The organism is Bhargavaea cecembensis (genome assembly GCF_000826125.2).
GTDB classification, from domain to species: Bacteria; Bacillota; Bacilli; order Bacillales_A; family Planococcaceae; genus Bhargavaea; species Bhargavaea cecembensis_B.
The window spans coordinates 1,341,634-1,365,148 of sequence record NZ_LN651373.1 but is presented as its reverse complement, the minus strand read 5'-3'; the positions used below and the strand labels follow the sequence as shown (position 1 = coordinate 1,365,148).

The window sequence follows — 23,515 nt, the reverse complement described above, 5'->3', positions numbered from 1 at the left end:
TCCCCTTTTAGTTCTTTTTTAAGAAATCCTTTTCAAGCTTTCTCGCCGGGATCGGCGGGCTGAAGTAATACCCTTGCATGAGCGAGCATTCCCTCGATGCGAGATAGTCTGCCTGCGGTTTTGTTTCCACCCCTTCCGCAATGACATCCATCCCGAGGTTGCCGGCCATCGTGATGATTGTGTCGGTGAGCGCCCGGTCGTCTTCGTCGTCCATCAAGTCCCGGATGAACGAGCGGTCGATCTTCAGTGTGCTGACCGGAAACTTCTGCAGGTAGCCGAGAGAAGAGTAGCCGGTCCCGAAATCATCGATGGCGAGCTTCACGCCGAGGTCCTTCAGCCGGTTCATCGTGTCGATGGCAAGCTCCGAATCGCGCATGAGCTGATTTTCGGTGAGCTCCAGATGCAGGTGGCCGGCCGGAATCCCGACATCTGCGAGCACCCGCTCGACGACTGCGACGAGGTCATCCTGCTCGAACTGGGCGGCCGACAGGTTGACGGCCATGTTCATCGCCGGGTAGCCGGCATCGATCCATTTCTTCAGCTGTCCCGCCGCCTCGCGCATGACCCATTCCCCGATCTGGACGATGAGTCCCGTCTGCTCCGCAAGCGGAATGAAGATCGTCGGCGGCACAAGCCCTTCAGTCGGATGGTTCCACCGGATGAGCGCCTCGACCCCCGACAGTTTGCCGGTGCAGTAATCCACCTGCGGCTGGTAGAACAGGACGAACTCATCGCGCTCAAGCGCCCGGTACAGGGCATTCTCATATTTGACGTTCTCGACCGTGCGGCGGCCCATGCCTTCATGATAGAAGTGGAAGCTGCCGCCGGCGACTTCCTTTGAACGGTACATTGCCGTGTCGGCTTTTCTGATCAATGCTTCTGCATCTGTCCCGTCCTCTGGATACATCGCGATGCCGATCGAGTTCTTGATGAAGATTTCATGGCCTTCCAGCAAGATCGGATCCGCGAATGCCCCGTTCACCCGCTGGACGGTACGGATGACTTCTTCCTTGTTTTTCACGTCGAGCAGGATGATCATGAACTCATCCCCACCCTGCCGGGAAACGATTCCCGTGTCGGGGATCGCTTTGCTCAGCCGGATGGCCACTTCTTTTAGGAGAAGGTCGCCGAATGAGTGTCCGAACGTATCGTTGATCAGCTTGAACCGGTCCAGGTCCAGGAACAGGACCGCCAAATATTCGTCGTGCAGTCCGGCGTTCATCAGCGCATTGTCAAGCCGGTCGCGGAGAAGCAGCCGGTTCGGCAGGTCCGTCAGGCTGTCATAGTAGGCGTAGTACTTGATCTCGTCTTCCAACTGGCGGCGTTCGGTGATGTCTTTGAAGATGATCACCTGGCCGAAGACCTCTTCTCCTTCCTGGATGAGCGAGAGATCGTATTCCACCGGGAATGAACTCCCGTCTTTCCTGTAAAAAGAGTCCACATTGACGACGGGCTTGTTGCCGGGCCCCACCGAGCAGCCGTCCGTCAATGCGGCATTTCCCCAGAAAACCAGTCCGCACGGGAGGCCGACGATTTCTTCCTCCCGGTCGTAGCCGAGCATTTCCAGTCCCGCCGGGTTGCAGAACGTCATCCGTCCCCGGAGATCCAAGCCGAAAATGCCTTCGCCCGCCGAGCTCAGGATGAGTTCCTTTTCCCTCGACAGGTTGCCGAGTTCGGTGACGACGCGCTCCAGCTGACGGTTTTTCTCCGTCGCTTCGGACGTGCGCTCGGCGATGATCACTTCCTGCTTCTCCATGTAGAGCAGGTTGGACAGTGTCGATGCCGTCGAGTCGACGACTGACTGCGCGAGCTGTTGGACAGATTGCGGGTAAATGATGACCTCATCGGTTAAATTTGGAACAGCGATAAATCCAAGAATCTCGTTCATCGCAACAAGCGGGAAAACAGCCAGGCCGCGGATGCCGAACGCTTTGCACACTTCCGGATCCGGGCGGTCGTCTTGATAGACATCCGGGATGAAAATCGGCTTTCTCGTCGCGATCGCTTCCTGGAAAACCTTGTCGGACAGGACGTCTTCCATCGCCATCTCATGGACTTTCAGCCATTCATCTTCGTTCCAGCTGCTTTCTTTGCTCAGCCGGGCGGGCTTGATCCGCTTTCCCGCGAGCGGGTCCAGCAGGTGGACGCCGGGATTGTCGTTATCGAGAACCTGCCCGATGAACCGGAAACAGATTTCAATGGCCCCCTGCATCGTTTCACAGCGGGAAAGCTCCCGGTTGACGTCGAGAAGGAACTGCTTTTCCTTCAGCAGTGCTTCCTTCCGGTGCAGGTCATTGGCATTCCGGATGGCGACCGCAGCCATATTGACGAACGCCTCGACCGTCTCCCGCTGTTCATCCGAGATGTTCATCGGCTGGCCATAATTGAACAGGAAGACAAGGCCGAACAGCTCGTCGCCGAATGAGATCGGCAGCACGAGCAAAGACCGGATGGCGAATGAATCGACCGCCCAGTCGCTCGGCCGCTCATCGGCGGCGGTGTCCGGGATATAGACCGGCCGCTTCGTCTCGATGACTTCCCGGACGAGCGCATCGTTCTTCGGATCGATGACGTGCATGTCGAGCGTCATGCCGTTCATGAAGTCGGGCTTTCCGGTGAATCCCCGGAACGTTCCGTCATCCTGGGGCAGATAAATGCCGACGGAATCGCACTGGAAAACTTCCTCGGAAATCGCTTCCGTGACGGCGCCGAGCATTTCTTTCAGTTCGAGTTTCGTATTGATAAGCCGCGTCAGGTTGGCAAGCTGGCGGTATCGTGAGTGATCGTTCATCGTGTCACATCCTTTATGTACGGGTCTTCTTCCCATTTCCATACCCTGTTTTGCGAAAGTTTAGGCGGACGGGTGAAAACCGCTGAATCCCGCACCCGTTGGCCGGATGCGGGATTGCCCGTTGTGTATGTCACTCTTCCTCGTCGTGGAAGGCCTCTTCGAGCCGGTGGCGGAACTCTTCCGCCGCGCTGTAGCCCTGCATCCGCAAATACCAGTTGTTCGCCGCGGCCTCGATCAGTCCGGCCACGTCCCGTCCGGGCTGGAGCTGGATCTGGATATACGGAATTTTCACGCCCATGTATTCCTTGTATTTCATATCGACTTCGAGCTCGTTGTTCAAGGCGTCTTTCTGCCACTCGATGAGCTCGATGTCGAGCGTGATCCTCGTCTCTTCCTGGAACGACGTGCGCCCGTACATGCGGACGACGTTGAGCAGCCCGACGCTCCGGAGCGCGAGGAATTCCTTGTTGCTGCCGTCATGCGTGCCGAGCAGCGTCTGGGGGCTCAGTTTCCGGATGACGACGATGTCATCGCTCACGAGCCGGTGCCCCCGGCCGATCAGCGTATGGGCGGTCTCGCTTTTCCCGACGCCCGACTTCCCCCTGAGAAGGACGCCGATGCCTGATACGTTCACGCAGACGCCGTGGATGGCGATTTCCTCCGCCAGGTTTTTCACGAGGAACCCGTTCAGTTTCTGGACGAATTCGGTCATCGAGTCGGCCGTCCGGAGCACCGGGATCCGGGCTTCGCTGCAATATAGAAGCAGGCCGTCCGGCTCTTCCTGCGAGGATGTGATGATGACGCACGGCGGATTGTAGGTGACGATGTTTCCGATCCGGTGGCGGGCCTCTTCGTCATCCAGCGTATGAAGGTAGCTGATTTCATTCCGCCCGAGGATCTGGACGTGTCCGGTCGCGATGAAGTCGAAGTGGTTCAGGAACTCAAGGCCCGGACGGCGAACTTGCGCTTTGTCGATCGTCCGGTGCAGCTCGGATTTCCCGGCGAGCACTTCCAGTGAAAAGGCATCTGCAATTTGTTTGACTAAGACTGTTTTTGTTTCCATGGTTCTCTCCGCATCCGGGTTTCCCCGATTCATTTTGTTTAAGAGTGACTGGTGTCCGGCTCTGTACCATTAGGACGCCGGACCCCGCGAAAAGTTTGGTCAAGAGGATATAGTCAACCCGCAGCACGGTTTCTGTGCTGCGGGTCCTTCTGTTTCCTATTATACAGCGAATGGCGTCGAATGAAAGCGTTTTTCACGGCTCATTCCTCGAGCAGGGCTCCCGTATCGACGGTCCACTTCTCGAGCGTGTGGGCATCGACGGCGTGGACGTGGCCGCCGGGCGGCGGGAATTCCGGCACGTAGACGAGTTCATAGACGGGTGCGCCGCCGTCGTTTTCATTTCTCGCCCGGACGGGACGCATCCGGATGTCGGACATGTAGAGCGCCTTCGCCGTCGTGAGTTCGATCGGCGCCTCCTCGGTGAGGCCTTCCGCGTTAAACGTCACGCGATCCGATGCATCGTACCTGAGCAGTTTTCCGGTCCGGGCATCGATGTTGATCTCGACTCCTTCATCCTCGATCTGGATGTCTTCATGGAACCGGTCGAAGATGAACTGATACCCGGCCACTTCCATTTCCCCGTTTTCATCATCCTCGTAAAGTTCCGGGTCCTCTTTACGAAGGCGGAAAAGCCGGTCGGCATCCGGGAATTCCCCGAAGAGAATGGAGACGGCGGTCTGGAAGGCATCCGCCCGGCCGATCCGTTGCCGGCCGCTCTTGCCGGCGGGCTCCGGCTGCACGACGGCGGAGTAGATCAAATCGCTGCGGTGTCCGGTGATCAATTTGACCGTATGTTCCATCGGTGCGTCCGGATCGTACAGCCGGCTGTCGCCGTCCACGAGCGCCGGTTCGTCGCTGTAGACTTCGTAGTCGACTCCGTCGAGATGTTCTTCATAAACGAACTTCATCTCATCGATGCCCGACGCCGCAGTCAGCGGGAGGCGTTCCACACCGTCTTTTTGGAGGCGGTCATGCCCCGGCTGCGTGTAGCCGAGTTCTTCGGCCAGCGAAAATACGGTGCCGTCCATTTTGACTTCATCCGGCGCCCCTGTCAGAAAATCGTAGATCAGGTGGAACTCATTGTCGCCTTTCACGTAGATTTCGCGGTCATACCGGCTGATCTTAAGCTCTGCGGTGAGATTCGCCATGAACAGGTCCAGCGCCGCTTCCGGCGTGATGTTGCTTTCCTCGTTGATGAGGATGAGCGGCCCGAGATGGTTCGTCATGTCCAGCAGCCGGCCGTCCTTCCAGAACGAAAAACTCATTCCCGAATTCGGCAGTTCGATGCCGTCCATGTCTCTCCGGACAAAATCCACCGAGTAGATCGACTCCAGGTCGACGACCGAGGAGAACTGGAGATTCGCCGAATCCTCTTCAAACAGGCTCCGGAGAAACTGCTCCGCGATTTTTCGGATCATCCGCGGGGCGAGCGAGACGACCGGCGCATGCTCCGTCGCACGGAAACAGGAAAAGAATCTCAGGTCCCCCTCATCGTCGAGAACGAGTTCGCCGAGGAGTTCGTCGGATCCTTTCCGGACAAGCATGCAGCTGCCCGGATCGTCCGGCAGCGTTTCCAGCCCGATCTCGTCGGCCCTCACGCCTTCCAGGTAAGGAATAAGCTTATTGACCCATTGATTGATTGTTTCCCTCATCAGCTGCACCCCTTTGAAACGTTTCGTTTCCACTTGTCTACCCAAAACTTCGGCGGATGACCCTTTTGATTGAGCGTATGCTTGGGGGCGGTCTGACTGACCTGGGGGAAATAAAAATCCCCGGCTGGCGGTCGGCCGGGGATTCTCCATGTCAAGTGGCGCTTTTTTTTGCTTTGTGTTGTTTCTTTCTGGATTCCTGAATGGCGTCTAGGTAGGCGGTGTAGGCGGAATGGCCCGAATACGTGAGGCAGAGGTATTCCTGCGCACGGGTCATCGCGATGTACAGGAGCGATGCTTCTCGCTCCGGGTCTTCTTCGAGCGGCAGGGGCATGTTGTCGACGTTCACGATGAACACCGTCCGGAAGTCGAGCCCCTTGCTGCTGTCGATCGTGCTGATCGTCACCGCTTCCCCGTTGCGGTCATAGTTCCGCTTGGACTCCGCCGATTCGGTGAGCCAATAATACGGCAGCCCTTCCTTTTCAAGCGCGCTCTTCAGTTCGGCGACGTAGTCCTCGCCCCGCCACCGCCTGACGCGATACAGGACGAGCATGCCGGAAAGCGGAATTCCGCGCTGTGTATGGAGAAGGCGGATCTGCCGGGCGACGAACGTGGCCTCCTGCGAGAAGTCCTTCGCCCGCACGATGCCGGGCGCATAGCCCTTCCGCTTCGTGCTGAGCGGGGCAATGATCTCCCCGTCCATCTCTTTGTCGACCACGCCGCGGACGGCGGAATGCTCCCGGTAGAAATCCCACGCGAACGAGACAATCTGCTCCGTGTTCCGGTAGTTGATGTTCAGCACTTTCGAACGTCCGCGGAAGTCGAGTCCCGTGTCTTGCATATAAGACCGGCGCCGCTTGTAGATCGACTGCGCGCGGTCCTCCACGAGAAGCAGCGACTTCGTCTCCGGGTTTAGCAGCCGGCTCACGAGCGTGAACCACTCCGGTTCGAAATCCTGACCTTCATCGATCAGGATGGCATCATACGTCGGCAGGATCGCCTCGCCGCCGTCTATTTTTTCGATGAAATACGGAATCTGGTCTTCCTTGATCTTCAAGTCGAACTTCAGCCACGCATGGAAGTTCCGGACGGCGATGTTGCCGGTCCCCGGAACCGTTAGCCCTTCGTTCCCGCCCGAAAAATCAAAGTCGAACAGGCTGTCCGGTTCATTCACCATCCGGCGGATCAGCGCTTCGAGCGTCCGGGAAAGCGAGATGTTGTAGCAGAGGATGAGAATCTTCCAATCCGGATGCTCCCGCATGAGAAGCTTCGCCCGGCTGGCGAGGATGAGCGTCTTCCCGCTCCCCGCCACACCCCGGATGAGCCGGTTTTTGTCCCCGAGCTGCTTGGCCATGTTTTCCTGGTGCAGATCCATCGCCTTGAGATCCTTCAGCGACAGGAGCATCTGGTCCTGATGCTCCGGCGGCCGGCGGAATTCCGCGCTGATGCGCACTTCCGGGAACAGATGATACCGGATTGCATCGATCTCCTCCCGGACGAGCGTATCCCTCAGAGGGAACATCATCCCTGCCGTATTGAAGATCTTCTCGATGAATTCTTCTTCATTGAAATTCGGATGATCCGGGTCGATCTCATCCCGCATGAACGTCTGGGCCGGTTCCAGCACGCGGTCCAGACCCAGGCTGTGCATGTCTGAAGTATGCAGCCGGGTGAACACCGCCCCGTGCCCGCACGGGAACTTCAGCTTGTTTTGATACCGGCCGTCCCGGTTCACGAGGCTTTCATCCAGCTCGAGCATATCTTTGATCAGGAACATATAGGTCCGCGCCTGATCCACCGGGTTCGGCACGGTTTTATAACCGTCCTGCGCAGTGAGTAGCGTCCAGCGCTCCGGATTCAGCTCATGCAGCGTCCCCTTCGTATAATCCTTCACTTCCAGCACGAGCAATCCAAAATCCGGGCCGATTAAAACGAAGTCCGGCCGCCGCCCGCGGATTGTCGGTTCATAATAAACAATGACATCGTCCGGAAGCACCGTCTTCATCGTCTTGAACAGGAGACGCTCCCCCGCCGTCGCCGACGACCGGATCGTCTCCGGGATCATATACGCCATGCCGATCCCTCCAAATCCATTCTGTTTCTTCCATTATACAATGTTTTCATCCAAGAATCGGCAAGATTTTCCGGCGGGTGGATGGAGGGGGACGGTGAATTGAGTTCCTTCAATATAATAGGGCGTGTTTTGGGGTAGGATTTGAGGATGGGGTACGGTTCGCGTCAGGCCGGCGGTCGATCATTTGCTTCCGCTCTCGAAATTCATCTTGACAATTTCGTGTCGGTGGAGCAAAAGCGTTTATTTTTCGGAGAAACGGGCATAAAATAAGCATAGTGATGAACGGAAGCCACAGCAACCCAGACGATGCAACGAGACACCGGCTTCCGGACAGCACTGCCGGATTGGAAACCCGGCCATTTGGAGATTCAACCTTAACAGATGATTGCCCAATCATTCATTGCCATATTCTCCACACCGCAGAACGGCATCCGCCGGACTGCGGTTTTTATTTTGCGGGGGTGTGGTGGTGGGGGTTTTCGCTGATTTGGCGGGCCGTTTGGCGGAAGCAATTCCGGCGGCAGGAATTTTCGCGGATGCAATGGGCAGTTTGGCGGAAGCAATTCTGGCGGCAGGGGTTTTCGCAGATGCAATGGGCGGTTTGGCGGAAGCAAATCCGGCGGCGGGGATTTTCGCGGAGGCAACGGGCGGTTTGGCGGAAGCAATTCCGGCGGCGGAGGTTTTCGCGGAGGCAATGGGCGGTTTGGCGGAAGCTCGTTTTTCCGCTGTCACTTTTCCAATAAACCAAAAAGCAGTTTCCGTCTCTTTCGGGAGATCGGAAACTGCTTTTATTTCTATTAGGCGATCGCCTGGCCGCCGAGCAAGGATAGTTGGTGCTTCTTGTCGGCGAGTTTCTTCTCGTAGGTGCCGAGAGATTGGATGGCGATTGCGTCAAAGTCATCCGGGCGGACCAGTTGGTGCATGCTGTTCAGCATTCCGGCGTTTTCCCAGGCTGTCTTTTCGAAGACGAGATTGCGTTCGTCCTCTTCGATCAGGATTCCGAGAATGTTCGGGTCCCCGTACTGGGCCGGGACTGGCAGCCCCTGCTTCAGCTTCAACACTTCAATGGATTGCGGGATTGACGCGAGGAGCGCCTCCCTATCGATGGAATGTCCGAGTTCGTGCAGGGTGATCGCCGTCACGTACGTGTCGAGGTCCACCGGATGCCGCTGTTCGGCGAGGGCCTGCATAATCCGTTCAGAATCGTAGGTCACGTAGTCGTGAATGAACTGGTACGTCATGTTGATTCCGCAATGATCCTCTTTAACATCCAGATTCAACCCTGTCCGCTGCATCGTCCGCCTGATGATGGATTCAATATTCTCTTTCACTTTCTCTATTTCGCCCCATTGTTTTTTGTATAGAACTGCCGAAAACCGGCATATTCTGCTCTCTTTATTGGATGAACAGCTGTTGAAAAACGTTCATCCAATCAGGATAAAAACATTTTATCACTATATCAATATAGAATCTAGCGGTTGACATTATGTTTATTTCCCGCGAAAATTCCTAATACAGGGATAAATTATTTTACGCTATATATCATTGTTCCGAGAGTTTACAACATCGCGAACCATTGTTATATATACAATGAACAGAATATTACAATCTAGTTACGATTGTTACAAATATTACGGTTCTTCTCCATTTGTTTATTTTATAGAGAAGGGGAAATACAGAGGGTGAGGCTGCAACAGCTTCTTTCCAAAAACTTTTTGAGGAGGAATGCAAGATGGCAGACAACAAGCGTAAAAACAACAACAACGAGAAAATGACAGTAGAAGAAGCAGGACGCATGGGCGGCGAAGAAACAGCACGCACCCACGACCGCGATTTCTATGAAGAAATCGGGAAGAAGGGCGGCGAAGCTACTTCGGAAAGCCATGGTCGCGAATTCTACGAAGAAATCGGGCAAAAAGGCGGCGAAGCTACGGCTGAGAGCCATGGCCGCGAGTTCTACGAAGAAATCGGACAAAAGGGCGGCGAAGCTACTTCCGAGAACCACGATCGTGATTTCTACGAGAAGATCGGTAAAAAAGGCGGCGAAGCCACTTCCGACAACCACGACCGTGAGTTCTACGAAGAGATCGGCCACAAAGGCGGCGAAGCCCGTCATGGCAGAGGCGATGACGACAACAACCGCAACAAGCGATAAGAACTGCTCTTTCATTTAATGAACATCTAATTCAGGAGGGATATTAAAATGGCAGACAAAAACAACAACAAAGACGGCAAAATGACAGTAGAAGAAGCAGGACGTAAAGGCGGCGAAGAAACCGCACGCACTCACGACCGCGAGTTCTACGAAGAAATCGGTAAAAAAGGCGGCGAAGCCACTTCGGAGAACCACGACCGTGAATTCTACGAAGACATCGGCCATAAAGGCGGCGAAGCCCGCCACAACAAAGATGACAACAACAACAGAAAATAATCCATGTTGTTCGGAAGAGGCTGCCCATAGATGGGCAGCCTCTTTTGCATGCGTTCCTCCTCCCCTCCCCGTTCGTCATCGACCGCCCCCTTTCACAGCGTCTTTCCTCAAACCGCCATAGAACGACAGGCCCCATAAAAACAGCAAAAGCGAGAAAGCAAAGTAACTTTGCTTTCCCGCTTCAGGCGGTGTGCGGAATGGATCGATAAATAATATGAAGGCTGATTAATACTTCCGCTTGTCAACCACCTTTTGGCTTTCGTCGAATATTTCGATCTTGCTCGGGCTTGTCGCCTTCGCCCGGATGATCGCTTCGGCGATTGCTTCATCCTTGTATTGATAATTTTCCTCGAGTGCCAAGTTCCCCGTAGAGATAATCCAGCGAGAAGCGTCCTTGTCCGGTGCAACACGATAGCACTGCATGAACGTTTTCCACTCCTTTGTGATGATGCCCGGCCTTGGCCGGGCAAAATGACCTATCTCTATTCTCTATCCATTTCACCAATTTGTCAAACTTATTTTTCAAGTCAGTTATCTACCCTTAATTGTATGACTCATTACCCTGTACGAAGCGGCCGATCCGGCGGAGGATTGTGGAGATCCGGGGACCGCCCTACAGATGGCCGGATTTTCGCGCCGGCCTGGAAGCTTTTCGCAGCCGCTTTGGCTCTTTTCGCGACCGCTTTCCGGGAAGCCGGATTCTCGCGCCCGCCCGGAGGCTTTTCGCGTCCGCTTTGGCACTTTTCGCGACCGCTTTTCGGCAAGCCGGATTTTCGCGCCGGCCCGGAGGCCTTTCGCGCCCGCTTTGGCGCTTTTCGCGACCGCTTTCCGGGAAGCCGGATTCTCGCGCCCGCCCGGAGGCTTTTCGCGTCCGCTTTGGCTCTTTTCGCGACCGCTTTTCGGCAAGCCGGATTTTCGCGCCGGCCCGGAGGCCTTTCGCGCCCGCTTTGGCGCTTTTCGCGACCGCTTTTCGGGGCCCGGCGTTTTTGCACCTGCCTGAAAAATCTCCGCGGCCGCATCATCCATTTCCGCGCCCGCAACCCAGTAGGCCCAGAATCTCTCCGCCTTCCCCTTTACCATCGCTTGCCGAATCTCTCCCCCTCCCTTGCCCTAGCACTGCTGCCCGATATTCCCCCACATGCAAAACCCCGGAAGCGCTGGGCTTCCGGGGTTGCGGCGATCATTCGATGTTGATGAAGATTTTGCCGTTTGCGAGTTCCCTTGTGATGTTGCCGAAGTCATCGGCCGCCTTCACTTCCAGGCGCGCTCCGTTTGCGGTCAGGCCGGCAGGTGCCGTCCAGTAGCCGACGTAGTGGCCCGGTGCGATTTCCATCATCGGGAGTTCCGTTGCATCGTGAGTTGTGTTCGTCAGCGGCATGTGCATGAAGAAGCTTGCCTTCAGGCCCGGTTCGCTGTCGAATTCAAACTTGACGGACTGGCCGGTCTTCAGGTGAAGATCTTCGGCTGGTGTCAGGTTGGCAATTTCCGGTGCATCGTATTTCGCAGTGAGGGTGATGCGTTTTGTTGTTTTATTGCCCGCTTTGTCCTGTGCGTCAACGTGGATGATATTCTCTCCGTTGTCGAGCAGGATGCGTTTTGAGAATTTGCCGTCCTTGACGTCGGCTCGCAGGCCGTTGACTTTCACTGTGTCGAGGTTGGCGTCTGCGACGGTCCCCTGCACGGTGACCGTTTCGCGGTTTGTCTTGTCGCCGTCAGCCGGGCTTTCGACTGTGAGTTCCGGCTGGATCGTGTCGAGCGTGATCGTCACAGGTGCGGACGTGCCCGTCACTTTGCCGCCGAGCAGCGATGTCGCGGTGAAGGTGTTGTCGCCTTCCTCGAGTGTTACGTCGAAGGAGAATTTGCCGTCGTCGCCGACCGTGACCGTGCCGGCCTCTTCGCCATTGCTGTCGAGTCGGATGTCGGTTGTCGGGGAAGCCGTTCCTTCAACGGTGAAGGCCGGTTCGTTCGTCAGCTCGCCGGATTCTGCCGGAGAGGTGATGACCGGAGTAGAAACTTCAAAGTCGACGCGCGCCCGGATCATGAAGTTGCCTTCCTCCGCAGGGGATGGCGACCAGGCGCCCGATACGAACTGGTAGCTGCGCTGGGCGTTCGGTCCGTTTTCATCCGCTCCCAGGCCAGGCGTGTTCGGGTTGGCCTTCGTCTGGATGTAGACCATGTAGAAGTCTTTGCCGACCGTGATGCCGTGTTCGCTCAGGTCGACGACTGTCCATTCGCCGTTCCGGAGGGCCGTGGCATTGTAAGGACCGGCGATCTTCTTGCCTGGTGTTCCTTCAGCGCCGCTTGCATCCCATACTTCAACGGCAAAGTCCGTGCCGCCCGGGACCGGCCATTCCGTATCCCAGAAGCGGAATACGCCCGCAGAGACGATGCCCTGCTCTTCGCCGTCCGGGAGTGTCATCTTGACGCCCCAGCCGTTGCCCGCATCATAGAATGCGCGCGCGTTTTCTGCTGTGCCGTCGTCGTAGCCGATTTCGCCGCCTGGGACAGTGTAGAACGGCTCGAGCTCAAAGTTCTGGACTGCGCCGTCTGCCCCGATCGTGACCCGGGTTTCCTGGCCGTGGTAGCCCGCCGCCACGACCTTCACTGTGTAGCTTCCTTCGAAGGCCGTGATCGAGTAGTGTCCGGCCGCATCGGTTTCAACAGGCGCCACGTTTGCATCTTCGACGAGGTAGACGGTGGCGTCTGCGACCGGCTCGCCGTCGGATGCATCGGTGATCGTTCCGGATACGGTGTTCGTCGGAACTTCTTCGAGGACGAAGTTGGCGTTCGATGTTTCATCGGCTTCCACCGGTACGCGCTGTTCAGCGGAGCGGAATCCGTATGCTTCCGCGACAAGCGTGTAGTCGCCTGCCGGGACGCGCATCGAATAGGAGCCATCTGCCGGATCCGTGTAAACCGAGCTGCCCGTCTCCAGGACGCTGACCTGGGCGCCGAGCGGCAGGAGTGCAGGAGCCGGCTTTTTGTTGTCTTCGATCGGTTTGAGTTCTTTCTTCGGAAGGACCGGCTTGATCGTCGACGGATCGATCGGTTTCTTCATGACGAGATCGTCGACTCTGTCCTTGATGACGCCGAGCTGCTTGCCGCCGTTCAGGACTTTTGCAAGCTGGTTGCCCGGCTTGTCATGGCCGTTGTCCGTTTTGTCCGCATTTCCTTTTTGGGAATTGTCGGCCTTCGGTGTATCGGACAGGCCGACGCTGTCGAGATACCAGCCGTCGCGTGTGACGCTGACATCGGAGAATGCGTTGAATCCGATGTAGACGCGCTGGCCCGCCCAGTCGGACAAGTCGACTTCCGTGTCGATCCAGCCGTCGGAGTCACCCTGGATCATGTTGAGCTGCGTCCACTCTTCGTAATCCGTCGAGATGAACACATGGCCGTAGTCCCATGCGCGTCCGCTGGAGGACTGCTCGAAGCTGTGCCAGTGCTTGAACTGCAGATAGCTCGAACCTTCCGGCAGATCGACCGGAGGCATGACGAGCGTGGCGTTCATGTAGTTGCCGTAATTGCCGGAGAGATTCGTGGCGTAGACGTTATCGCCGGTCGCCGCAGATCCCGGACCGGACGTCGGGACGCCCCACTCCCAGCTGTCTTCATCTCCGAACGATACCCAGCCTGCCGGTTTTTCGGCGAAGTCGGTGAAGTATCCGGCCGTGATGCCCGGCTTCACGTCAACGGTGTAAGGTCCGGCTGTGACTGTGTTGTTGCCGAAGTCGGAGACGGTGAAGCTGTACGTGAATTCGGTGCCGCCGATCTGCTCGCCCGGCACCGTGACGGAGTAGTTGCCGTCTGTGAAGCTGCCGGATGTGCGGACGGCTTTTTCGGAATGCTCATTGCCATCTGCATCCGTGTAGTTGAGCATGACGCTCGTCACGGAAATATTGTCCGTTGCACGGATGGACAGGTCAAGGTCCATGCCGGCGAATGTTTCTGCTGGTGCCGTGTGTTCGAATTCAGGCGCTTCGTCATCGTCGCCTTCCTTCATGACACGGCCTTCGATGCCGCCGATTCCGCTCATGAGCGAGGAGACGGCGGAGAATGAGTCAACGAGACCGTAGCCGTATCCGTGGTTCGGCGAAGTCGGGTATTCGCTGTCTGTGAGCGGGACGGCCGTGTCGAGCAGGATCTGCTCCATTTCGTCAACGGTGATGTCCGCGTCCACTTGGCGAAGCAGCGCTGCCACAGCCGAAACGGCCGGTCCGGCCATCGACGTGCCGTTCCATCCGCCTTCATAGCCGCTGCCCGGAACCGTGGAACGGATGTTCACGCCCGGTGCGGAAATGTCCGGCTTGATCTCGTCATACGGAGAAGGCCCGCGGAGCGAGAATCCGGCGACTTTGTTGTTAATGTCCGTCGCGCCGGTCGCGAACGATTCCGGATAGTTGGACGGAGCGGCTACCGAGCCCGGTCCGCCCGGATTGAAGAGGGTCGTGTTCCCCGCGGAGAACTCAGGGAAGATTTCGGCCGCACGCCAGTTTTTGACGACGTCGCGGTACCATTCATCGAGGCCCGGACCGCCGCCCCACGAGTTGTTCACAACGTCCGGCGCCATGTCGACGCGCTCGTTCCCTTGTGCATCCCTCGGAGCGAGGATCCATTGCGCGGCTGCGAGAAGGTCGCTGTCGGAGCCGCCGTCTGCCGTGAACGCCTTCACGGCGATCCATTTGGCCCCCGGTGCCACACCGACCTGGTTGCTGCCGTCCGGTTCGCTTCCGACCATCGTGCCCGTCACGTGCGTGCCGTGGCCCTGATCGTCATACGGCGTGCCCTGGCCGACGGTTGCGTCGAACCAGTTGAAGTCGTGGTCCGCTTCGCCGGTCGCTTCATTGAAGCCCCGGTACTTGGCTTTCAGGCCCGGGTGGTCCCACTGGACGCCCGTGTCGATGCTCGCGACGACCGTGCCGGTGCCGTCGATTCCGAGGCCCCATGTTTCCGGTGCACGGACGCGTTCGACGTTCCATTCGACGTTGGCGATCTGAGATGCCGGCGCTTCCGCCTCAGGCGTCTTCGTCACGGACAGCTGGCGCATTTCATCCGGAAGAACTTTTTCAACTTCCTGGAAAGTGGCGATCTTTTCCGCTACGCTCTTCGTGGCGGTGACGGCCATCCCGTTGACGATGTGGTACGTCCGGATGTTTTCCGCGTTTCCGCTCTTTTCCATGAGCTCCAGATACTTTTTCACGTCCGCCTGGGATTCCTGTGCGGTCGCCTTCAGTTCCGACACGACCGCAGAGCGCTGGGCAAGCTTCACTTTGTGCGCGGAAAGCTTGTCCTCCTTGGCGGCGGCCCTGGCCTCCGTCGCGACTTTCTGTGCGTCGGTCTTTTCCTTGAACTTAACGAGGAAAGTTACTTTCTCCTCATTCTTGAACTCTTCGAGCAGCCGTTCGCTTACCTTCTCCTGGATGACCTTGCCCGTATCGACCGCGGATACGTTCGTGCGGCTTTCCGCAGAGACGAGTCCCGGCGCGATGAGCGATGAGACCATCAGGACCGTGGCGGCCATGCTCAACAACTTGGACGGTTTGTTCTTCTTCGTTCCCGGCATACCCTTTCCTCCCTTTTTGGTGGCGATGATAGTTGCTCCGGCTTTTTGCCGCGGATCACCTGCCTTCGGGAAGGGAGATGATCCTCCCCCTGCCTCCTTTCCGTTGATTTGATTTTGGTCTCTAGATGATGGGAACGTCCTCTTGATGTACTTCCATCATACAAGAAAAACACCGCCTTTTTAGACGCCGGGATGGCTGGTAAATAAAGATGCCCCGTTCCGCCCACGCGGGGATTTTCCGGCACGGGTCTTAAGGAGGAACTTGGCGGGGAGCGGATTCTCGGGTTAAATTGAGAAATCCGCGGTGTGCCTGTGTTTTCCGGATAGGACTTTCGATTATGCATGTATGCATATTTGACCGGAGCCGAATAAATGAATAAAAAGTTGGATTGTGCTCTCTGGTGCTTGGAGAAAGAAAGGGCTCCAGAGGGGAAAGGGGTCTTTGTATCCGGCATAGACGGAGATCCGGCGGGACTTTCGGGCGGTCTGTGGGGCGAGGAGTTATCCGTCGTAAGGGAAGGTGAGGTTTTTTGAGTATTTCGTCATGTATTCTCCTGCGGGTCTAAAGCGCCGGCTCTGTCATCATTTTGTCATACAGGAAATCCGGCGGGTGTCCGGCCGGAAATGCGAGGACAAAAAAACACCCGGGCGCCGTGGCGGCCCCGGGTACGGTTGGTTGATTGATTTCAGTCCAGCGAGCGGATCAGGTTGGCCATTTCGATGGCGGCCAGAGCGGATTCCGAGCCTTTATTCCCTGCTTTCGTGCCGGCCCGCTCGATCGCCTGTTCGATCGTATCGGTCGTCAGGACGCCGAAGATGCCCGGGACGCCGGTATCGGCAGCCGCTCCCGCCACCCCTTTTGCCGCTTCCGAGCAGACGTAGTCAAAGTGGGCGGTCGCGCCGCGGATGACCGCCCCGAGCGTGATGACGGCGTCATAGTTGCCGGACGCGGCCATCTTTCTCGCAATCAGCGGGATTTCAAACGCGCCGGGCACGTGGGCGACCGAGATATTGTCTTCTTCCACGCCGTGCCGCCTCAGGGTGTCCGTCGCCCCGTCGAGCAGGCTGCGCGTGATGAAGTCGTTGAATCTCCCGGCGACAATGCCGATTTTCAAGTCTGTTCCGATCAAGTTTCCTTCAAGTCGTTTCATGGGAATCCCTCCGTCAGATGTGTAAAAGATGGCCGAGCTTTTCGGCTTTCGTCTTCATATAGCGTTCATTTTCCGGACAGCGGCCGGTCTCGATCGGCGCCCTTCCGGCGATGCGGATCCCGGCAGATTCGAGTGCCGCGATCTTCCTCGGATTGTTCGTCATGAGGATGATGCTATCTATGCCGAGGTCATGAAGTATGCCGGCGGCGGGAGCATAATTGCGCAGATCGTCGGGGAAGCCGAGCCGCTCATTCGCCTCGACCGTATCGAGCCCGGCCTCCTGCAGGCTGTACGCCTTAAGCTTGTTCATGAGCCCGATCCCCCTCCCCTCCTGGCGCATGTAGAGGAGAATGCCGCGCCCCGCATGCGAAATCTGGCGGAGCGCCTCGTGGAGCTGCGGACCGCAGTCGCATCTGCGGGAGCCGAACACATCCCCGGTCATGCATTCCGAATGAATCCGGACGGGAACGGGTTCTGCGGCTTCAATGTCGCCCATGACGAGGGCGATGTGTTCCCTGCCGGTAAGACGTTCCGTGTAGCCGATGGCGCGAAACGAACCGAACTCCGTCGGCAGGGCCGCTTCGGCTTCCCGCGTGACGAGCGGATCATGCATTCTTCTGTATTCGATGAGTTGGCGGATCGTCAGCATCTTCAGTCCGTGTTTTTCGGCTGTGTTCCGGAGGGACGGGAGCCGGGCCATCGTGCCGTCCTCCTCCATAATTTCACAGATCACGCTGCCCGGCCGGTGACCGGCGAGCCGGGCCAGGTCGACCGCCGCCTCGGTATGGCCGGGACGTACCAGGACACCGCCCGGTTTTGCGACGAGCGGGAACAAATGTCCGGGACGGATGAATTCGTCTGCGGTCGAGCGGTCGTCCATGAGGGCATTGATCGTGGCGGCCCGTTCGAACGCGCTGATCCCGGTTGTCGATGACTGGTGGTCGACGCTTACGGTGAACGCCGTCCCGAGCGGGTCCGTCGTCCGGCCGACCATCGGTGCAAGATCAAGCCGGGCCGCCCGCTCCGCGTCGATCGGCATGCAGATGAGCCCGCGTCCGTGTGTCGCCATGAAATTCACCATATCCGCGTCCGCCAAGTCGGCGAGCCCGACCAGATCGCCTTCATTTTCCCGGTCCTCGTCATCAGTGACGATGATCAGCTTGCCTGTTTTCAGATCCTCGATCGCTTCTTCGACTGTTGAGAACAATTGCATTCATTCCTTTCCTTAGGCAAATCCGTTTTCCTTCAGGAGCGCCATGCCGATTGTTGAGCCCGGCTCTTCAACGGCGGGGCCGAGCAGGCGCTCCGTATACTTCGCGATGAGATCGCACTCCACGTTGACTTGTTCCCCGACCTTCTTGGCGGCCAGTGTGGTCAGTTCCCGGGTGTGCGGTATGAGCGAAATGGTCAATGTGTTTTTGTCTGCGCCGAACACGGTGAGCGACGTTCCGTCGAGCGTGACCGAGCCTTTCGGAACGAGATAGCGGGAAAGCGCCGGCGGGATTTGGAGATCGACGTAAACGGCGTTCTCCGCCGGTTTTATTGCGATGATTTCCCCCGTCCCGTCCACATGCCCGGAAACAATATGGCCGCCGAACCGCCCGCCGGCTGCCATCGCCCGCTCGAGATTCACCCGGCTTCCGGGTGTTAACGTGCGAAGAGTGGTCGACTTGACTGTTTCAGGCATCAGGTCGGCCGAGAATTCCCGGCCGGTGAACCGAGTGACGGTCACGCAGACGCCGTCGACCGCGATGCTGTCTCCGAGATGCACATCTTCAAGAACAGTGGTCGCTTGGACGGTGAGCGTGGCCGAGCGGCCGGCCAGGCGGAACGTCTTTATAGTCCCGATTTCTTCGATGATTCCGGTGAACATGCGGATTCCTCCTTCAGAGCGGTGATTTTGATGTCCGGGCCGATCGTTTCGATTGATTCGAACGAGAGCCTGGCGGAATCATCCATCGACGGGAATCCGGTCCCGCCGAATGCGGTCGGGGCTGTCCGGCCGCCGATGAGTTTCGGCGCCATGTACACGATGAGCCGCTGGAAGCAATCCGCCTCGATGAACGCGGCGTTCACTTCCCCGCCGGCCTCGACGAGCAGCGTCTGGAAGTCCCGTTTTGCGAGCTGGCGCATGAGGATGGGAATGTCGATTTCGGGCGTTTCCTGCCTGAGCACGGTCGCTCCGGCGTCTGTAAGCCGCTTTTCATTTTCTGCGGGGGCGTCGGAACCGCAGACGACGAGCGTGTCGGCATCCCGGTTGGTGATGACATTGAAGTGGACCGGCGTCCGGAGACCCGTGTCCAGAATGACTCGAATGGGGTGTTTTCCTCCGCGGGGCAGTCGGGAGGTCAGGAGAGGATTATCATGAAGGATGGTCCCGATGCCGGTGAGAACGGCATCGTGTCGGCTGCGCAGGCGGTGCACATCTTCCCGTGCGGCGTCGCCGGTGATCCAGCGGCTGTGCCCGGTGTGCGCAGCTGTTTTGCCGTCGGCTGTAACGGCAGTTTTGATCGTTGTATAAGGTGTTCCGGTTCTGATGAAATGAGCGAACGGCGCGATGAGCTCTTTTGCCCGCGGGTCGTCGGTGACGCGGACCTCGATGCCCGACTCTCTAAGCCGGTCGATCCCCGTCCCGTCGACACGCGGATTCGGATCGCGGGCGCCGATGAACACCCGGCGGATGCCCGAATGGATGACGGCATCTGCGCAGGGCGGCGTTTTGCCGGCATGGCTGCACGGCTCAAGCGTCACATACAAATCCGCCCCCGCCGCCCCGCTCCCCGCCTCTGCCAGCGCACCGACCTCGGCATGCGGTCCCCCGGCAGCCAGGTGAACACCCGTCCCGAGAATCCGGCCCTCTTTGACGACCACCGCACCGACCGGCGGATTCGGCGACGTCTGGCCCGCCGCCGACTCGCCGAGCGTGATCGCGAGCTCCATAAAACGGTCAAGCTGTGGCATAAGGGATGGCTCCTTTCTTGGTCGTATCGTTATAAAAACGTAAAAACCCCGCATCTTTTGAAAAGATACGGGGCGTGGAATGCACAAATTGAAACATGCCTAAAAAAGCGTTGAAAACAGCCGTTTTCCAACACTCATCCTTCTCCCATCCAGACTTTCACTGTCGGCTCCGGAATTGCACCGGATCCACCGTAACGAGTACGGGTCACGGACTAAGGCTCTCGCCATCACCGCCGGTGGGGAATTTCACCCCGCCCCGAAGGATTGCCTATTCAAGTACGGCTCCATTATTCCACAGAGCCGCGGCGGCCGCAAGGGGGAATTGTTCCTAGGTTTTTGGGAGGAAATGGGAGGGGTGTGGTGTTGTCTATTCTGAAGGCGCGCGCGGTCGATTCGCGGTAGCGTTTCTGCCGCGCCGATTTTCAAAGGCGCGTGCAGCCGATTCGCGGTAGCGTTTCTGTCGCTCGGATTTTCGAAGGCGCGTGCGACTGTTTCGCGGTAGCGTTTCTGCCGCTTGGATTTTCGGAGGCGCGTGACGTCGATTCATGGTAGCGTTTATGCCGCTCGGATTTTCGGAGGCGCGCGCGGCCGATTCGCGGTAGCGTTTATGCCGCGCCGATTTTCAAAGGCGCGCGCGGCCGATTCGCGGTAGCGTTTATGCCGCGCCGATTTTCAAAGGCGCGCGCGGCCGATTCGCGGTAGCGTTTCTGCCGCCCGGATTTTCGAAGGCGGGTGCGGTCGATTCGTGGTACCGTTTCTGCCGCCCGGATTTTCGAAGGCGCGTGCGACTGTTTCGCGGTAGCGTTTCTGACGCTCGGATTTTCGGAGGCTCGTGAGGCCNGCGTCACATACAAATCCGCCCCCGCCGCCCCGCTCCCCGCCTCTGCCAGCGCACCGACCTCGGCATGCGGTCCCCCGGCAGCCAGGTGAACACCCGTCCCGAGAATCCGGCCCTCTTTGACGACCACCGCACCGACCGGCGGATTCGGCGACGTCTGGCCCGCCGCCGACTCGCCGAGCGTGATCGCGAGCTCCATAAAACGGTCAAGCTGTGGCATAAGGGATGGCTCCTTTCTTGGTCGTATCGTTATAAAAACGTAAAAACCCCGCATCTTTTGAAAAGATACGGGGCGTGGAATGCACAAATTGAAACATGCCTAAAAAAGCGTTGAAAACAGCCGTTTTCCAACACTCATCCTTCTCCCATCCAGACTTTCACTGTCGGCTCCGGAATTGCACCGGATCCACCGTAACGAGTACGGGTCACGGACTAAGGCTCTCGCCATCACCGCCGGTGGGGAATTTCACCCCGCCCCGAAGGATTGCCTATTCAAGTACGGCTCCATTATTCCACAGAGCCGCGGCGGCCGCAAGGGGGAATTGTTCCTAGGTTTTTGGGAGGAAATGGGAGGGGTGTGGTGTTGTCTATTCTGAAGGCGCGCGCGGTCGATTCGCGGTAGCGTTTCTGCCGCGCCGATTTTCAAAGGCGCGTGCAGCCGATTCGCGGTAGCGTTTCTGTCGCTCGGATTTTCGAAGGCGCGTGCGACTGTTTCGCGGTAGCGTTTCTGCCGCTTGGATTTTCGGAGGCGCGTGACGTCGATTCATGGTAGCGTTTATGCCGCTCGGATTTTCGGAGGCGCGCGCGGCCGATTCGCGGTAGCGTTTATGCCGCGCCGATTTTCAAAGGCGCGCGCGGCCGATTCGCGGTAGCGTTTATGCCGCGCCGATTTTCAAAGGCGCGCGCGGCCGATTCGCGGTAGCGTTTCTGCCGCCCGGATTTTCGAAGGCGGGTGCGGTCGATTCGTGGTACCGTTTCTGCCGCCCGGATTTTCGAAGGCGCGTGCGACTGTTTCGCGGTAGCGTTTCTGACGCTCGGATTTTCGGAGGCTCGTGAGGCCGATTCGCGGTAGCGTTTCTGTCGACCGGATTTTCGGAGGCGCGTGAGGCCGATTCGCGGTAGCGTTTCTGTCGACCGGATTTTCGGAGGCGCGTGAGGTCGATTCATGGTAGCGTTTCTGCCGCCCGGATTTTCGGAGGCGCGTGAGGTCGATTCATGGTAGCGTTTCTGCCGCCCGGATTTTCGGAGGCGCGTGTGAATGATTCGCGGTAGCGTTTCTGTCCTTGAATACTCATAGATATACTAACGTAGCATTAAGATAAAATGGCCGATTAGTCAAAGACTTTATTGTGAGTTTTCCGGAACCCGGAAAACTAAGCACCAAAACTTTTTCTCGTATTCGCAAAATTGAATTTTGATTTTGAAGAAAACGCATTGTACAGCGTTTTCTCCGAAAAGCAGCACTCCTCATTTTTTGATTTTGGCGCAAAAAGCGGCACCAAAATTCAATTTTAGGGATTTGCATTTATTTCGAAAAAACGTTGTAATGTCGCCAAGGAGGTGACACGATTGGACAATCGCCCATACCCGATTTTTCTATATGCCACGGATCGTTTAATTCCGCGTGTTGACGTGCATGACCCGCAGTTCCCCTCTCTAAAAAGTCAGCGGAATTCAACGTTCTACGGCTACCAGGGGGAACTGAGAGCCGATAAATACCTAAGGAGAATGAAACTTCCCGAGGGAGCTATCGTTCTGCACGACCTCACGATAAATATTTTGGGGACTGACCGAGTGCAGATTGACACGGTGATCCTCACAAAAAGTGTCGCTTACATCTTAGAAATCAAAAATATTTACGGAAAACTTGAACTCATGAACCAGCCCGCCCGTCTGAAACGAACAACCGGAGACGGAAAGGTGCGCATCTTTGACTCCCCCATTATTCAGTTGGAGCATGCAATTGATGCACTCACTTACTGGCTGTTCATGCACGACATCCAGATGCCGGTGAAAGGCGCTGTTTTCTTGGCATCAAGAAATGTGGAACCTCTCTTTCCTGGAGGACTACCCATTCATCTTGTAACCGAACTTCCTTCTGTTTTAAGGAAAGAGCTGTCAATGCCTTCAACAATTAGTGCTCAGACAGTAGAGTGGATTGCCTCAGCTTTAAGGAGACAAGAAGATACCTTTCACCCATATCCGGTTGCAGAATACTTCGATATAATTCATGCAAATATCTACACCAATTCACTCTGTTCGGATTGTTTTGGCCTATTATTGACTGAGACAAACAGAACGGGGACTTGCTTAAAATGCGGAAAGCGACAGTGGATACCATTTATCGAGAACCTAGTTGATTACTTTCTAATCTTTGGACAAAGCATCAATAACGTGGAGTGTCAGGAATATTTAGAGGTAAGCCGTTCCAAATCCACAGATTTATTGAGTCATCCATACTTTATTAGTTTTGGCCGTTCCAACGCAGTCCGCTATAAATTAAATTTTTCCATGCTGCGCTTCAACGTGGACGGAAAGCTCTTATTACCACCGTTCGATTGATGGCTTCAGTTGAATCTCTTTGCAAAAGGCACTTTCAAAGGCGCGTGCGGTCGATCGTGGTAGCATTTCTGCCGCGCGGATTTTCAAAGCAGCGTGCGGCCGATTCGCGGTAGCGTTTCTGTCTCCGGGATTTTCGAAGGCGCGTCCAGCCGATTCGTGGTAGCGTTTCTGTCGCGCGGATTTTCAAAGCAGCGTGCGGCCGATTCGCGGTAGCGTTTCTGTCTCCGGGATTTTCGAAGGTGCGTCCAGCCGATTCGTGGTAGCGTTTCTGCGGCCCGAATTTTCGAAGTAGCGTGCGGCCGATTCGCGGTAGCGTTTCTTGTCTCCGGGATTTTCGAAGGCGCGTCCAGCCGATTCGTGGTAGCGTTTCTGCGGTCCGGATTTTCGAAGTAGCGTGCGGCCGATTCGCGGTAGCGTTTCTGTCTCCGGGAT

The 23,515-nt window shown here is 57.1% G+C and carries 15 protein-coding genes, 1 pseudogene and 2 riboswitches; of the genes and pseudogenes, 3 read left to right on the top strand and 13 right to left on the bottom strand.

Annotation, left to right across the window (positions count from 1 at the left end):
* Nucleotides 1-7: 7 nt before the first annotated feature.
* The 5 genes from BN1189_RS12225 to BN1189_RS12200 all read right to left on the bottom strand — a co-directional run bounded on the left by BN1189_RS12225 (nucleotide 8) and on the right by BN1189_RS12200 (nucleotide 8,908).
* Nucleotides 8-2,791: a sensor domain-containing phosphodiesterase gene (locus BN1189_RS12225; protein WP_040228469.1), complete on the bottom strand. Its 2,784-nt coding sequence runs from the start codon at nucleotides 2,789-2,791 to the stop codon at nucleotides 8-10.
* A 130-nt stretch (nucleotides 2,792-2,921) separates the two neighbouring features.
* Complete coding sequence (gene hprK, locus BN1189_RS12220) at nucleotides 2,922-3,854, bottom strand: HPr(Ser) kinase/phosphatase (protein WP_040228467.1); 933 nt, start codon at nucleotides 3,852-3,854, stop codon at nucleotides 2,922-2,924.
* A gap of 200 nt (nucleotides 3,855-4,054) precedes the next feature.
* Nucleotides 4,055-5,506, bottom strand: a complete 1,452-nt coding sequence (locus tag BN1189_RS12215; protein ID WP_143242306.1) for a hypothetical protein — start codon at nucleotides 5,504-5,506, stop codon at nucleotides 4,055-4,057.
* Nucleotides 5,507-5,657: 151 nt separating this feature from the next.
* Nucleotides 5,658-7,577, bottom strand: coding sequence for a 3'-5' exonuclease (locus BN1189_RS12210; RefSeq protein ID WP_040228463.1), 1,920 nt, complete (start codon nucleotides 7,575-7,577; stop codon nucleotides 5,658-5,660).
* Between the two features lie 797 nt (nucleotides 7,578-8,374).
* Nucleotides 8,375-8,908 carry a hypothetical protein gene (locus tag BN1189_RS12200; RefSeq protein ID WP_052455841.1) on the bottom strand — a complete coding sequence of 178 codons (534 nt, stop codon included), beginning with the start codon at nucleotides 8,906-8,908 and terminating at the stop codon, nucleotides 8,375-8,377.
* Between the two features lie 401 nt (nucleotides 8,909-9,309).
* Here BN1189_RS12200 and BN1189_RS16295 point away from each other — a divergent pair, with 401 nt between their 5' ends.
* Together BN1189_RS16295 and BN1189_RS16290 are read left to right on the top strand one after the other, a co-directional pair.
* Nucleotides 9,310-9,732: a KGG domain-containing protein gene (locus BN1189_RS16295; RefSeq protein ID WP_040228461.1), complete on the top strand. Its 423-nt coding sequence runs from the start codon at nucleotides 9,310-9,312 to the stop codon at nucleotides 9,730-9,732.
* A gap of 48 nt (nucleotides 9,733-9,780) precedes the next feature.
* Nucleotides 9,781-10,008 carry a KGG domain-containing protein gene (locus BN1189_RS16290; protein ID WP_040228459.1) on the top strand — a complete coding sequence of 76 codons (228 nt, stop codon included), beginning with the start codon at nucleotides 9,781-9,783 and terminating at the stop codon, nucleotides 10,006-10,008.
* A gap of 225 nt (nucleotides 10,009-10,233) precedes the next feature.
* Here the strand turns inward: BN1189_RS16290 and BN1189_RS12185 are convergent, their stop codons facing one another.
* The 7 genes and pseudogenes from BN1189_RS12185 to BN1189_RS16565 form a co-directional block, all read right to left on the bottom strand.
* A complete protein-coding gene (locus BN1189_RS12185) occupies nucleotides 10,234-10,431 on the bottom strand; it encodes a hypothetical protein (protein ID WP_040228458.1) in 198 nt (65 codons plus the stop codon).
* 757 nt (nucleotides 10,432-11,188) lie between these two features.
* Nucleotides 11,189-15,571 carry a S8 family serine peptidase gene (locus BN1189_RS12175; protein ID WP_040228455.1) on the bottom strand — a complete coding sequence of 1,461 codons (4,383 nt, stop codon included), beginning with the start codon at nucleotides 15,569-15,571 and terminating at the stop codon, nucleotides 11,189-11,191.
* A gap of 686 nt (nucleotides 15,572-16,257) precedes the next feature.
* Nucleotides 16,258-16,722, bottom strand: coding sequence for a 6,7-dimethyl-8-ribityllumazine synthase (ribH, locus tag BN1189_RS12170; RefSeq protein ID WP_040228454.1), 465 nt, complete (start codon nucleotides 16,720-16,722; stop codon nucleotides 16,258-16,260).
* A gap of 13 nt (nucleotides 16,723-16,735) precedes the next feature.
* Nucleotides 16,736-17,929: a bifunctional 3,4-dihydroxy-2-butanone-4-phosphate synthase/GTP cyclohydrolase II gene (locus BN1189_RS12165; protein ID WP_040228453.1), complete on the bottom strand. Its 1,194-nt coding sequence runs from the start codon at nucleotides 17,927-17,929 to the stop codon at nucleotides 16,736-16,738.
* A gap of 18 nt (nucleotides 17,930-17,947) precedes the next feature.
* Complete coding sequence (locus BN1189_RS12160) at nucleotides 17,948-18,595, bottom strand: riboflavin synthase (protein WP_040228452.1); 648 nt, start codon at nucleotides 18,593-18,595, stop codon at nucleotides 17,948-17,950.
* Nucleotides 18,559-19,683, bottom strand: coding sequence for a bifunctional diaminohydroxyphosphoribosylaminopyrimidine deaminase/5-amino-6-(5-phosphoribosylamino)uracil reductase RibD (ribD, locus tag BN1189_RS12155; RefSeq protein WP_052455840.1), 1,125 nt, complete (start codon nucleotides 19,681-19,683; stop codon nucleotides 18,559-18,561). The genes BN1189_RS12160 and ribD overlap by 37 nt, the downstream gene beginning before the upstream one ends.
* Nucleotides 19,684-19,816: 133 nt before the next feature.
* Nucleotides 19,817-19,951, bottom strand: a riboswitch (FMN riboswitch).
* A gap of 574 nt (nucleotides 19,952-20,525) precedes the next feature.
* Nucleotides 20,526-20,741 (bottom strand): annotated as a pseudogene (locus tag BN1189_RS16565) (bifunctional diaminohydroxyphosphoribosylaminopyrimidine deaminase/5-amino-6-(5-phosphoribosylamino)uracil reductase RibD); the annotation flags it as partial.
* Nucleotides 20,742-20,874: 133 nt separating this feature from the next.
* A riboswitch (FMN riboswitch) is annotated at nucleotides 20,875-21,009 on the bottom strand.
* A gap of 1,081 nt (nucleotides 21,010-22,090) precedes the next feature.
* Here BN1189_RS16565 and BN1189_RS12145 point away from each other — a divergent pair.
* Entirely contained in the window at nucleotides 22,091-23,083 is a 993-nt protein-coding gene (locus tag BN1189_RS12145) for a nuclease-related domain-containing protein (protein WP_052455839.1), read from the top strand.
* A gap of 183 nt (nucleotides 23,084-23,266) precedes the next feature.
* On the opposite strand, the gene BN1189_RS16285 is transcribed toward BN1189_RS12145, so the two are convergent.
* Nucleotides 23,267-23,515: hypothetical protein (locus BN1189_RS16285; RefSeq protein ID WP_040228449.1), on the bottom strand; the 249-nt coding region annotated here is incomplete at its 5' end.